Raw genomic sequence first — 13,000 nt, 5'->3', positions numbered from 1 at the left:
TATCCTTGAATTGAATGTTGAGTAAGTGCCTCTGGTAGTTATATGAAGGTGACGAACGAAGAAGCCTAACTACCTGGCGGATCGCAGAGTAAGTTAATTCTGCAATCGCCGGGAAGTTGTGGTTCGTTTCAAAGTTGGTCCGGGAAGATAGAGCGTCTGTTCATTCTTTGAATGAGCAGTCGTATTCAGGATTGACCAAGAACACCTTTGACCTTGTCACGCAATTGATCAATGGAAAACGGCTTGCCGATCACATGCATGTCTGCCGGCACTTCAATGGTTTCGGCATAGCCGCTGGCGAACAGAATGGGTAGAGCAGGGCGCAAGTTGCGCGCTTCAGTAGCCAATTGACGGCCATCCATGATCGGCAAGCCGACGTCGGTCATCATCAGGTCGATGTGTTGATTCACATCCTTGATAATCTCCAGCGCCTGCTCGCTGCCGTCCGCTTCCAGAACCTTGAACTCCAATTCCTCCAGCACGTCGACGATCAGCATGCGCACGATGGCATCGTCTTCTACTACAAGGATGGTGGACGCAGTGGTGGACATAGTGGCGGCTCTCAAGAATGGGGAGGGTGGCGCCGGTCGATCAAAATTGCCGGGCTCTTGCATGAGTAAGTGGCGCATAGCCACAAGTTCCCGAATGGATACAAAAAAGAATAGGCGCAAACGGGCGGGCAAGGATAACCGTTGGCCTGTGAATCGGCGCAGGCAAATGTGGGAAAACAGTGCTAACACTGTGAGAAAAATGGATCCATGCCGCCGTTTTGGGGCAAACTCCTTGGTTTTCAACAGTTCGACAAGGCTGCCACATGTCCTCTCCGTCTTCGGTTGATGAGCAACGGTTTCGCAAACTACTGAGTCGCAACGTCAGCCTGCCTTTGGGTGTGGGCGCAATCAGCGCGGTGTTCTTCGTTTCCCTGATCACCTATCTGTTGTCGGTGATCCAGTGGGTGGAACACACCGACCGGGTGATCAATAACGCCAATGAAGCGGTGAAACTCACCGTCGACCTGGAAACCGGCATGCGCGGTTTCCTGCTCAGTGGCGATGAACACTTCCTCGACCCGTATGAAACGGCGAAGCCGCGTATCTCCGTGGCGCTCAACACCTTGCTTGAACTGACCGCCGACAACCCGGTGCAGACCGACCGCCTGCGTCGCCTGCAAGCCTTGCAAACCGAGTGGGCGACCTACGCGCAATCGATGATCGACCTGCAGCGCGCCAGCGGCGACTACAAGGCCGCGGTCAAGGCCGGGCGCGGCAAACGCCTCACTGACGAGATCCGCAAGCAATTCGAGGACGTAATCGATACCGAGCAGACGCTGCGCACCACGCGCAACGAAGATGTGCGCCGCACCACCATCTGGAGCATCAGCCTGTACCTGCTGTTCATCGCCGGTATCAGCGGTTTGCTGGCTTATATTGGTCGTCGCGATCTGCTCAGCCTTTCCAGTAGTTATGGCGCCAACCTCGCTGCGCAAAGGGCCAGCGCAGAACGCCTGGAGCAGCAGGCCTGGCTGCGCACGGGCCAGACCGAGCTGGCCGAACAAGTCCTGGGGCAACTGACGCTCAATCTGCTGGGCCGCAACATTCTGCAATTCTGTGCCCAGTACCTTGGCACTGCCGTGGCTGCGTTGTATGTACGCGAAGAGCATGGCGGGCTCAAACGCGTGGCTAGCTATGGTTTCTCCCGCGAGCAGGAAGAGCAGGAACAATCGATCTACAGCGGTGAAGGCATTGTCGGCCAGGTCGCGCAGCAGGCGCGGCTGATTCGTCTCGATTCGGTGCCGGCCGACTACTTCAAGGTCAGCTCCGGATTGGGCGAAGGCCTGCCACACAGCGTGCTGGTGGTACCGACCAGCGATGACGACCGGGTCAACGGCGTGATCGAACTCGGCTTCCTGCGTCCGCTCACCGAGCGTGATGTGGCGCTTCTGGAACGGATTGCCGGCAACATCGGCACATCCATCGAAGCGGCGCGTTACCGCCAGCGGCTACAGGAAGTGCTGGCCGAAACCCAGCAGCTCAACGAAGAGTTGCAGGTGCAGCAGGAAGAACTGAAAACCGCCAACGAAGAACTGGAAGAACAGTCGCGGATTCTCAAGGAGTCCCAGGCGCATCTGGAAACCCAGCAAGTCGAGCTGGAGCAGACCAACGAGCAACTGGCCGAACAGGCCCAGACCCTGGCCGAGCAACGCGATGCCATGGACCAGAAGAACACCGAGCTCAATCAGGCTCAGGTGCAACTGGAAGAGCGCGCCGAAGAGTTGCAGCGTTCGAGCAAATACAAATCCGAATTCCTCGCCAACATGTCCCACGAACTGCGCACGCCGCTGAACAGTTCGCTGATCCTGGCCAAGCTGCTGGCGGAAAACCCGCAGGACAACCTCAGTGCAGAGCAGGTGAAGTTTGCCGAATCGATCTATTCCGCCGGCAACGATCTGCTCAACCTGATCAACGACATTCTCGACATTTCCAAGGTTGAAGCCGGCAAACTCGAAGTGGTCCCGGAAAACACCAGCGTGGCGCGCCTGGCCGAAGGCCTGCGCGGTGTATTCGAACCACTGGCGGCGGACAAGAAACTGGCGTTCAGCGTCGAGTTGCAGCCGGACGCACCGATTACGCTGTTCACCGATCGCCAGCGTCTGGAGCAGGTCATCAAGAACCTGCTGTCCAACGCCGTGAAATTCACCGAACACGGCACGGTCAGCCTGACCATCGCCGGACAACCGGACGATCGCATTGCCTTTATCGTGCGCGACTCGGGGATCGGGATTGCCCAGGACCAGCAGGAAAGCATTTTCGAAGCCTTCCGCCAGGCCGACGGCACCACCAACCGCAAATACGGCGGCACCGGGTTGGGCCTGTCGATCTCCCGGGATCTGGCGACCTTGCTGGGCGGCTCGATCAGCGTCAGCAGCGCGCCGGGGCAGGGCAGTGCCTTTACGCTGGTGTTACCGCAGCAATACAGCGAACCGGGTGATACGCCGGTTGCACCGCTGACCTTCAGTCCGCCGGCGTCCGCACCGGTCATTACACCTGCCGTCGCGGTGTCGCCGCTGGCGTCCGTCGACATCCCGCGTTTCAACGACGACCGCAACAAGGCACCGTTCGATACCCGCTGCATTCTGGTGGTGGAAGACGAGCCGAACTTTGCCCACATCCTCTACGACCTGGCCCACGAACTGGGCTATCAGTGCCTGGTTGCTCACGGCGCGGATGAAGGTTATGACCTGGCGAAAGAGTTCGTGCCAGACGCAATCCTGCTGGACATGCGCCTGCCGGATCACTCGGGCCTGACCGTTCTGCAACGCCTGAAAGAACACGCCGAAACCCGGCACATCCCGGTGCACGTGATTTCCGTGGAAGACCGCGTCGAAGCGGCCATGCACATGGGCGCTATCGGTTACGCCGTCAAACCGACCACCCGCGAAGAACTCAAGGACGTATTCGCGCGCCTTGAAGCCAAGCTGACCCAGAAGGTCAAACGCGTGCTGCTGGTCGAGGACGACGATCTGCAACGGGAAAGCATCGCCCGACTGATCGGCGACGATGACATCGAAATCACCGCCGTCGGCCTGGCACAGGACGCGCTGGAGCTGCTGCGCACGACGATCTTCGATTGCATGGTCATCGACCTGAAGCTGCCGGACATGCTTGGCAACGATCTGCTCAAGCGCATGTCCACCGAAGACATCTGCTCGTTCCCGCCGGTCATCGTCTACACCGGACGCAACCTGACCCGCGATGAAGAGGCCGATCTGCGCAAGTATTCGCGTTCGATCATCATCAAGGGCGCGCGCTCGCCGGAGCGTCTGCTGGATGAGGTCACACTCTTTCTGCACAAAGTCGAATCGCAGTTGTCCCATGAACGGCAGAAGATGCTCAAGACCGCGCGCAGCCGCGACAAGGTCTTCGAGGGTCGCAAAGTGCTGCTGGTGGACGACGATGTACGCAACATCTTCGCCCTGACCAGCGCGCTGGAAACCAAGGGTGCAGTCGTGGTGATCGGCCGTAACGGTCGTGAAGCGATTGAAAAATTGAATGAAGTCGAGGACATCGACCTGGTGCTGATGGACGTGATGATGCCGGAAATGGATGGTTTTGAAGCCACCATTGAAATCCGCAAGGATCCGCGCTGGCGCAAGCTGCCGATCATTGCGGTAACGGCCAAGGCCATGAAGGATGATCAGGAGCGCTGCCTGCAGGCGGGTGCCAATGATTACCTGGCCAAGCCCATCGACCTGGATCGCCTGTTCTCGCTGATTCGCGTGTGGTTGCCGAAGATGGAACGCATTTAGTGGAACGTAGTTACTCAGCAGAACGAAACAGCGAAATCGAATTGCGCTTGCTGATCGAGGCGATCTACCTCAAGTACAGCTATGACTTTCGTGACTACTCCGGCGCGTCGATCAAGCGCCGGGTGCAACATGCGTTGAGCCAGTTCGAATGCGCGACGATTTCGGCGTTGCAGGAGAAGGTCCTGCACGACCCGACGGCGTTCATGCAATTGCTGCAATTGCTGACGATTCCGGTCAGCGAGATGTTCCGCGATCCGTCGCACTTCCTGGCGATCCGTCAGGAGGTGGTGCCGCTGCTCAAGACCTATCCGTCGATCAAGATCTGGATCGCCGGGTGCAGCACCGGTGAGGAGGTCTATTCGATGGCGATTCTGTTGCGCGAAGAAGGTCTGCTCGACCGCACGATCATCTACGCCACCGACATCAACCCGCGCTCGCTGGACAAGGCCAAGCAGGGGATCTTTTCGATGGAAAACGTGCGCGCCTACACCGCCAACTATCAGCAGGCCGGCGGTCAGCGCTCGTTCGCCGACTACTACACTGCTGCGTATGGCTACGCGATTTTCGACAAGAGCCTGTGCGAGAACGTGACCTTCGCCGATCACAGCCTGGCGACGGACAGCGTATTCTCTGAAACTCAATTAATTTCATGTCGTAACGTGTTGATTTATTTCAATAAAAAACTTCAGGATCGAGCATTCGGATTGTTCCATGAGTCGTTGTGCCACCGAGGCTTCCTGGTGTTGGGCAGCAAGGAAACGCTGGATTTTTCCGGCTATTCCAACCAGTTCGAGCCCTTGGTGAAACAAGAACGGATCTACCGCAAATCATGAACAGTGCAGCGGATTTGCCTCGGGTCGAGGCGATTGTGGTCGGGGCTTCCGCCGGTGGCGTCGAGGCCTTGCTGACGATGCTCGGTTCGCTGCGGTCAGGGTTCGGGCTGCCGATCATCATCGTCCTGCACCTGCCGGAAGAGCGGCGCAGCCAACTCGCTGATGTGTTTGCCCGGCGAGTGGCGTTACCGGTCGCCGAAGCCATCGATAAACAGGACATTCAGCCCGGCACCGTGTATTTCGCCACACCGGGCTATCACCTGTCGGTGGAGCAGGACCGCAGCCTGTCGTTGAGCCTGGAAGACCGCTTGCATCATTCGCGGCCTTCGATCGATTTTCTGTTTGAATCCGCTGCCGATGTCTACGGCCCGGCGCTGGCCGCCGTGCTGTTGACAGGGGCCAACCACGATGGCGCGCGGGGCCTGGCGCAGGTCAAACGCCATGGCGGGCTGACCATCGTTCAGGATCCGGACGATGCGCAGATCGCGACCATGCCCCAGGCGGCACTGAAGCTCCATCAACCGGATCACATACTTCCCATACGCGGCATCGGCCGTCTGCTTGTCGAGCTGGAACGAATCGCATGCTGAGTAATATCCAGGCAAAACTGCTGATCGTCGACGATCTGCCCGAGAACCTGCTGGCTCTCGAAGCGCTGATCAAACGCGAAGACCGCACCGTCTACAAAGCGCTATCGGCGGACGAAGCGCTGTCGCTGCTGCTGCAACACGAATTCGCCATGGCCATCCTCGACGTGCAGATGCCCGGCATGAATGGCTTTGAACTGGCCGAGCTGATGCGCGGCACCGAGAAAACCAAGAACATCCCGATCATCTTCGTCAGCGCTGCCGGCCGTGAACTGAATTACGCGTTCAAGGGTTATGAAAGCGGAGCAGTGGACTTCCTGCACAAGCCGCTGGATATCCACGCGGTGAAGAGCAAGGTCAACGTATTCGTCGACCTGTATCGCCAGAGCAAGGCGATGAAGCAACAGGTCGAAGCCCTCGAACAGAGTCGCCGCGAGCAGGAAGCGCTGCTTCAACAGTTGCAGAGCACGCAAGGCGAACTGGAGCAGGCGGTGCGCATGCGTGACGATTTCATGTCGATCGTCGCCCACGAAGTGCGCACGCCGCTCAACGGCCTTATCCTCGAAACCCAGCTGCGCAAGATGCATCTGGCCCGGGACAACGCCGCCGCATTCACCCTCGACAAGATGCACGCGATGGTCGACCGCGACGAGCGCCAGATCAAAAGCCTGATCCGCCTGATCGAGGACATGCTCGACGTGTCGCGGATCCGCACCGGCAAGCTGTCGATCCGACCGAGCCGGTTCGATCTGGCGCAACTGGTCGGCAACCTGCTGCAAAATTTCGCCCAGCAGATCGAAGCGGCCGAGACCGAAGTCAGCTTCACCGCCGCCGAACCGGTGCAAGGGCAGTGGGACGAATTCCGCATCGAGCAAGTGGTGTCGAACCTGCTGACCAACGCCTTGCGTTATGGCGGCAAGAGCCCGGTGCAGGTGCGGGTTTATCGCGAAGGCAATGAGGCTCGGGTCGAAGTCGCGGACCAGGGCATCGGTATCAGCGAGGAGAATCAGAAACGCATTTTTCAACAGTTCGAACGGGTTTCCGCCAAGACGGTGGTGGCCGGCCTCGGGCTGGGTCTGTTCATTTCCGAGCAGATCGTCGCCGCCCATGGCGGTTCCATCGTCGTCGAGAGCAAGATCAACGAAGGCGCCCTGTTTCGCGTTTGTCTGCCGCTCCAGGAAAACGGCGAAACAAACGCAACCTCTGAGTGACCACACGGTCGTATCAGCAGCTATTGACCGAACAAAGGCTTCCCATGAGCGTAGATGCACAAGATGTAGTACTCGTCGTCGAGGACGAACCGGTGATCCTGATGGTGCTGACAGACTATCTGTCAGGGCAGGGATATCGCGTATTGCAGGCCGAAAACGGCGAGCAGGCGTTCGAGATTCTGGCGAGCAAGCCGCATCTCGACATGTTGATTACCGATTTCCGCTTACCAGGCGGGATCTCCGGCGTGCAGATCGCCGAACCCGCCGTCAAATTGCGCCCAGATCTCAAAGTGATCTTTATCAGCGGCTATCCCCAGGAAATTCGTGAGACCGGCAGCCCTATTACCCGCCGGGCGCCGATCCTGGAAAAACCGTTCGATCTGGATGTGTTGCAGGAGAAGATTCAGGAATTGCTGGCCTGACGCATGCGTCGGTTGAATATCGACGCAGCGCACTGAGCACTACTTCACCTGATCAGCTTGATTGAATATGAACTGAGCATTCGCCGTAGGTGTAGTCGGCAATATGATTTTTATGATGGGAAGGACTAGTCCGCCAGTCGAATTGAAAAAGTCGACTTGATCGAATTGCGCACCTGCCAGCCCACCTTCCATATAGAAAAAAGCCTGCAAGGGCAGTTCTTTCGGAATGTCCTGTGGCCAGGTCGCGAGAATAAGTTCGATATAGTCATGGACACCTGCAAAGAAGTTCGCCAGTTGATGAGCCCTTATCGTTTGGTAAAAGGCATCCGCGGCCAGGTGATTCATCGAGTCGCTGACGTCAAAGGCACATTGATTCCACGTGTAGCTGTTGTAGTTGGCGATCCATTGCTCTGCGGTGGTTATTCCGAGGACCTTGCAGAGCCGGCTGCGATCCGGTGCATAAGGATGAGCCCCGCAACCGGGCTTTTCTCTTAGTGTTGTAGCTCCATCCTTGGGAAAGGAGCAGAGGATATCGATGTCTCGCTTGTCCGGAGGGGAGTTGAAAATCGGATAGAAAATAAACCCGTTTGTCTTCCGGTATACAAGCGTGGTGAATTTCGAATCCTGGCTCAGAAACGAAAATGAAACGCCACCACTCGATTGCGAATGCGGGCTTGGATTCCACGATTTGTAATTGGTTGAGGGAGTCGTTGCGCGAAGGATAATCCCCCGGCACAAAAACGCTGGCATTGAAGGTTTTCCGCAGTTCTGACGGAGGTCGTTGTACCGGGCGATCAAATCTGCAACTACTTGTGGGCCCGTCTGCTGAACGCTCTGGGCGACACTGATTGATTGCGTCGAGGATTGATCGTTGAATTGACACCCGGTCATCACCAGCATCAATAGCAGCGAGAAGATTCTTTTCATTGTTCTTTACCCGATTGATGTATGGCTCAAAAACCTTGCGCTCCGGCGGGTATGAAGCAACAAAAAAATCTTGATGAATAGCTGTCAGAGTTGACAGGTTTCAAGCATGAAAAAGCGGCCTATGCTGCACAGTTGGCCGCTTATGGAAAGTTACCGTCTGTCAGGATGGACAAGGAGCAAAGCGCTACCCGCGAATCATCTCCCGCACCTTCGCCGTCAACAGATCGAAGGTGAACGGCTTGGTGATCATCTGCATGCCCGGGTCGAGAAACCCGCCGCGTACCGCGGCGTGCTCGGCGTAACCGGTGATGAACAGGACTTTCAGCTCTGGCCGGTATTGCCGGCCGATTTCCGCCAGTTGCCGGCCGTTCATGCCTGGCAGGCCGACATCACTGATCAACAGATCAATGCGCTGCGCCGAATCCAGGATCGGCACCGCGCCGTCGGCGTCGCTGGCTTCGACAAAGCCATAACCCAACTCACTCAACACCGCGCTGACCAGCACGCGTACGGCCGGGTCGTCTTCGACAATCAGCACGGTTTCGCCTTCCACGGCATCCGGTGCCTGCTCCGTGTCCACGGGGGTGTGGGGCAGGGACTCGCCCTGGAAGCGCGGCAGATAGAGTTTCACCGTGGTGCCTTGATCGATTTCGCTGTCGATAGAGACATGTCCACCGGATTGCTTGCTGAAGCCATAGATCATCGACAGACCCAGACCTGTGCCCTGGCCGATGGGCTTGGTGGTGAAAAACGGATCGAACGCGCGGTTGATCACGCTCTGCGGCATGCCGCAGCCATTGTCGGTCACGCTCAACACGACGTAATCGCCCGGCGACAGATTGCTGTAAGTCGCAGTGAAGTCGCGATCCAGCACCTGATTACCGGTTTCGACTACAAGATTGCCGCCGTCGGGCATCGCATCCCGAGCGTTGATCACCAGGTTGAGCAGGGCGCTTTCCAGTTGATTGGGGTCGGCTTCGGCCACCCACAATTGTTCGTGCAGACGCATATCCAGCTGGATGCTTTCGTTGAGGCTGCGTTGCAGCAATTCGCCCATCGATTGCACCAGATCGTTCATCTGCACGGCTTTGGAGTCCAGAGACTGGCGCCGGGAAAACGCAAGCAAGCGGTGAGTCAGGCCGGCCGCGCGGTTGGCTGACGTCACGCCCAGATCGATCAGGCTGTCGAGGTCGTCGGTACGACCCCGTGCAAGACGTCGGCGCAGCAATTCGAGACTGCCGATAATCCCGGTCAGCATATTGTTGAAGTCGTGAGCGATACCGCCGGTGAGCTGGCCGACCGCTTCCATCTTCTGCGACTGGCGCAGCGCTTCTTCGTTGTGCCGCAGTTGCGCCGTGCGTTCCTCGACTTGTTGCTCAAGGGTTTCGAGGGTTGATTGCAGGCGTCGCTCGCTTTCGCTCAGATCGATCAGACGGTCGCGGGCTTCGTACTGTCGTCGTCGCCCGCGCAGGGCAGTCGTGACCAGACTGATCAAGGTCGCCGGATGGAAAGGGCGTTCAAGGAATGTCACGTTGCCCAGCAATTCACTGAGTCGCGAGGAGGGACCTTGTTCGGACCCACCGTGATGGGTGAGCAGGACGATCGGCAGGTCCGACCACGCCGGTTGTTGCTTCAGGTAGGCCAGCAGCCCTTCCAGGTCCGGGCCATTCAGGGCCTCGGCGGCGATCAGCAACAGACCGGCGCCGGGTTCCAGTTCGGCACACAGATGCCCCAGGCCGGACGTGATGAGACCGCCGTAACCGGCCTCGTTGAGGATCATCAGCGCAATCTGGCTGTCGCGACCCAGGGGCGCGAGGATCAGCGCCCGTTCGGACAGCGGGACGGTGACGGTCACAAGTTGTCTTCCTTGAGCAGCGGATTGCTCGCACCGAGGTACGTGGGCACACCGCGCAGCACACCCTGGAAGGCTTCCAGCGGTTCGCCGATGGTCATGCCCTGGGCGGAAATACGGTATTCGCGGATGGTCGATTCATGGCTGCCGGTGCGTTTCTTGATGATCGAAATCGCCCGACGCACCTTGCCGAGGGCTTCGAAGTAGCGCAACAGGATCACGGTGTCGGCCAGATACGTGATGTCCACCGGCGCCTGCATGTCGCCGACCAGACCGTGCTGGGCGACGGTCATGAAGGTCGCGGCGCCTTTGCGGTTCAGGTACAGCAGCAGTTCGTGCATGTGCAGGACCAGCGCGTTTTCTTCCGGCATCGCGGCCTGATAGCCGTTGATGCTGTCGATCACTACGGTCTTGATGTCGGCTTCATCAACGCAGCGTCGTACCCGATGAGAGAACTCGCCGGGAGACAGTTCGGCGGCGTCGACTTGCTCGATCAGCAGATTGCCGGTGGCTTGCAGGGCCTTGAGGTCGATGCCGATGTTCTTCATGCGCTCGAACAGCAGCCCCAGTTCTTCATCGAAAATGAACAGCGCCGCTTTCTCGCCACGTGTGACCGCAGCGGCAGCGAAGATCATCGATATCAGCGATTTGCCGGTACCGGCCGGGCCGAGAATCAACGTGCTGGAGCCGGTTTCGATCCCGCCGCCCAGCAGCGCGTCCATTTCGTAGATGCCACTGGTCAATTGCAGACGCGGGTAATCGCCCCGATGTTCGGCCGCCACCAGACGCGGAAAGACATGCACGCCATCGCCCATGATGGTGAAGTCGTGAAAACCGCCGCGATATTTCTGGCCGCGGTACTTGATCACCCGCACACGTCGGCGTTCGGCGCCGTAATTGGGGGTCAACTCTTCGAGGCGGATGACACCGTGGGCCACGCTGTGCACGGTTTTATCGAGGGACTCTGTCGTCAGGTCGTCCAGCAACAATACCGTCGCGTCATACCGCACGAAGTAGTGCTTGATCGCCAGGATCTGGCGGCGATAACGCAGGGAGCTTTGCGCCAGCAGACGGATCTCCGACAGGCTGTCGAGCACCACGCGGGTCGGTTTGAAGCGCTCGACCACTTCGAAAATCTGTTTGGTGGCTTCGCCCAGCTCAAGATCAGAGGAATACAGCAGGCTCTGCTGATGCTCGGCGTTGAGCAGGCTTTCCGGCGGTGTCAGCTCGAAAATCTCGATGTTTTCGTTCAGGTCCCAGCCGTGGGAGAGCGCACCCTGGCGCAGTTCGCGCTCGGTTTCGGACAGCGTGATGTACAGCGAGCGCTCGCCGGCCCGGGCGCCGGCCAGAAGAAAATGCAACGCCACCGTGGTTTTACCGGTACCGGGCTCGCCCTCCAGCAGGAACACATGACCGCGAGACAAACCACCGGCCAGAATGTCGTCCAGCCCTTCGATGCCTGTGGCGGCTTTTGCGCTGATCAACTCGTTCGATGTAGACAAAAAATGCCCTCTCATGACTAAGGGAAACGAGACAGCGGGCGGGATACGCCTTTGCGGGCTGCCTGTTTACTTGACCCTTTGCCGAGAGGGCGGTTCCGAATTTCTTGCGAGATGTGTCGAGGATGCTGTCAGACGTCGCTCAGAGACCTTGCTGCAGAGACGGATCGTCCGGATTCATCTGTTCGAGTTGGGCCAGCAGGACCTGCACGTTCTGTAACTGACCACTTTCTTTCCAGTAATTGATCAGCAGCACGCGGGCCTTGCGGTCGGCGGGGTGGCGCTGGACGATTTCCTGCAACTGTTTCTGCGCCGCTTCCAGTTCCTCAGCGCTGTGCAGGGTGGTGGCGAGGTCGTAGCGATAGTCCTTGTTGTCGGGCTCCAGCTCCACGGCTTTGGACAGGCCGAGCAGGGCGAATTCGCGTTGATCGTGATGTAGCAGCCACAGGCCCAGCGCATGTTGCAGATAGGCGGAATCCGGCTGAGCCTTCAATTGTTGGGCCAGCAGTTGTCGGGCGGCGTCACTCTGGCCCTGACGGTCAAGCACTTCGATCTGCATCACCAGCGCCGGCAGGTTGGCGGGATCCAGGCGCAGGGTTTGCTCAAGAGCATCCTGTGCCTGCTTGAGCTCGGCATTGTGCAGATACAGACGTGCCAGTTGCGCGTAGTTGGCGGCGCTTTCCGGCTGGCTCTTGAGTGCCTGCTCCCACACGTCGATGCCTTGCTGCAGCGGCGCAAAATAAAGGCCCAACTGATCGGGGGACAAGCCGAGCAGAGCGTTGATCGCGGTAAATCGAACGTCCTGATCCTCATCGTCGAGCAACGGGCCGAGCAACAGACTGCGCTGGCCGCCCGGCACCAGGCCGGTCACGCTCCTGATCGCCGCCATTCGTACATCCGGGGATTCGTTCTGCAGATCGGCATCGGCCAGTTTCAACGCTTGCGGGCTCGGGTAGTTCGGCAGTTCGGCGTGCAGCCAGACACGCCGCTTGACCGACAGGTCCGGACGCCCCAGCTGTTGGTACAAAACCCGCGCCGCGCCCGGTTGACCGGCTCGTGCGGCGGCCAGCGCTTCACTGAAACCATGCTTGATGGCCTCCGGCACCACGGGCGCGGTGCTGCGCAGGGACAGCCATCCAACCAGGAGGACAAGCACGAGGCCAAGACTGATGAACAAGTAGCGGCGGGACTGAGGCATGCAGGTATCCGAAGCTTTTATATTGACGCAGAGGGGGCAAGCTTCGGTCAGCTGAAGCCGTGAGTCAAACACTGTGCCCGATATGACCGACCACCATTGATGAATAGCCCTACAACATCTGTCGGCCCCGGAAGCCGGCCAGCTCTCGATGCAGTGACTACGCTT

10 protein-coding genes are annotated in these 13,000 nt (G+C 58.6%); 5 read left to right on the top strand and 5 right to left on the bottom strand.

The window, feature by feature from the left end; genetic code table 11:
- Window positions 1-185: 185 nt before the first annotated feature.
- Window positions 186-551 (bottom strand): response regulator, encoded by a 366-nt coding sequence (locus AC1RR7_RS06145; RefSeq protein WP_102619826.1) that lies wholly within the window; start codon window positions 549-551, stop codon window positions 186-188.
- Window positions 552-814: 263 nt separating this feature from the next.
- Between AC1RR7_RS06145 and AC1RR7_RS06140 the strand changes: the two genes are divergently transcribed.
- From AC1RR7_RS06140 to AC1RR7_RS06120, 5 genes are read left to right on the top strand one after another with little or no spacing between them, the layout of a single operon-like run.
- Window positions 815-4,306, top strand: coding sequence for a response regulator (locus tag AC1RR7_RS06140; RefSeq protein ID WP_493156660.1), 3,492 nt, complete (start codon window positions 815-817; stop codon window positions 4,304-4,306).
- Entirely contained in the window at window positions 4,306-5,139 is an 834-nt protein-coding gene (locus AC1RR7_RS06135) for a CheR family methyltransferase (protein WP_096820368.1), read from the top strand. The genes AC1RR7_RS06140 and AC1RR7_RS06135 overlap by 1 nt, the downstream gene beginning before the upstream one ends.
- Window positions 5,136-5,729: a chemotaxis protein CheB gene (locus AC1RR7_RS06130; protein ID WP_102619828.1), complete on the top strand. Its 594-nt coding sequence runs from the start codon at window positions 5,136-5,138 to the stop codon at window positions 5,727-5,729. The genes AC1RR7_RS06135 and AC1RR7_RS06130 overlap by 4 nt, the downstream gene beginning before the upstream one ends.
- Window positions 5,723-6,937: a hybrid sensor histidine kinase/response regulator gene (locus AC1RR7_RS06125; protein WP_102619829.1), complete on the top strand. Its 1,215-nt coding sequence runs from the start codon at window positions 5,723-5,725 to the stop codon at window positions 6,935-6,937. The genes AC1RR7_RS06130 and AC1RR7_RS06125 overlap by 7 nt, the downstream gene beginning before the upstream one ends.
- Before the next feature lie 44 nt (window positions 6,938-6,981).
- On the top strand, window positions 6,982-7,359 hold the full coding sequence (locus AC1RR7_RS06120; protein ID WP_007954537.1) for a response regulator: 378 nt from the start codon (window positions 6,982-6,984) through the stop codon (window positions 7,357-7,359).
- A 39-nt stretch (window positions 7,360-7,398) separates the two neighbouring features.
- Here AC1RR7_RS06120 and AC1RR7_RS06115 read toward each other — a convergent pair whose 3' ends face one another.
- From AC1RR7_RS06115 to AC1RR7_RS06100, 4 genes are all read right to left on the bottom strand, one after another.
- A complete protein-coding gene (locus AC1RR7_RS06115) occupies window positions 7,399-8,286 on the bottom strand; it encodes a halovibrin HvnA (protein WP_102619830.1) in 888 nt (295 codons plus the stop codon).
- A 184-nt stretch (window positions 8,287-8,470) separates the two neighbouring features.
- Complete coding sequence (locus AC1RR7_RS06110) at window positions 8,471-10,141, bottom strand: ATP-binding protein (protein WP_493156658.1); 1,671 nt, start codon at window positions 10,139-10,141, stop codon at window positions 8,471-8,473.
- Entirely contained in the window at window positions 10,138-11,640 is a 1,503-nt protein-coding gene (locus tag AC1RR7_RS06105) for an ATPase domain-containing protein (RefSeq protein WP_273536772.1), read from the bottom strand. Before AC1RR7_RS06105 ends, AC1RR7_RS06110 begins: the two co-directional genes overlap by 4 nt.
- A 139-nt stretch (window positions 11,641-11,779) precedes the next feature.
- Window positions 11,780-12,835 carry a tetratricopeptide repeat protein gene (locus AC1RR7_RS06100; RefSeq protein WP_102619833.1) on the bottom strand — a complete coding sequence of 352 codons (1,056 nt, stop codon included), beginning with the start codon at window positions 12,833-12,835 and terminating at the stop codon, window positions 11,780-11,782.
- Between the last annotated feature and the right edge of the window lie 165 nt (window positions 12,836-13,000).

This window comes from Pseudomonas sp. GW821-FHT11G12, from assembly GCF_058808055.1.
Note: the sequence above shows the minus strand (reverse complement) of the source record. Positions and strands in the feature narration are given on the sequence as shown.

Bases quoted from the DNA above. Each gene is read 5' to 3' on its own strand.
- AC1RR7_RS06125 (WP_102619829.1), top strand. From the start codon at position 5,723: ATGCTGAGTAATATCCAGGCAAAACTGCTGATCGTCGACGATCTGCCC.
- AC1RR7_RS06130 (WP_102619828.1), top strand. From the start codon at position 5,136: ATGAACAGTGCAGCGGATTTGCCTCGGGTCGAGGCGATTGTGGTCGGG.
- AC1RR7_RS06145 (WP_102619826.1), bottom strand. From the start codon at position 551: ATGTCCACCACTGCGTCCACCATCCTTGTAGTAGAAGACGATGCCATC.
- AC1RR7_RS06100 (WP_102619833.1), bottom strand. From the start codon at position 12,835: ATGCCTCAGTCCCGCCGCTACTTGTTCATCAGTCTTGGCCTCGTGCTT.
- AC1RR7_RS06120 (WP_007954537.1), top strand. From the start codon at position 6,982: ATGAGCGTAGATGCACAAGATGTAGTACTCGTCGTCGAGGACGAACCG.
- AC1RR7_RS06115 (WP_102619830.1), bottom strand. From the start codon at position 8,286: ATGAAAAGAATCTTCTCGCTGCTATTGATGCTGGTGATGACCGGGTGT.
- AC1RR7_RS06140 (WP_493156660.1), top strand. From the start codon at position 815: ATGTCCTCTCCGTCTTCGGTTGATGAGCAACGGTTTCGCAAACTACTG.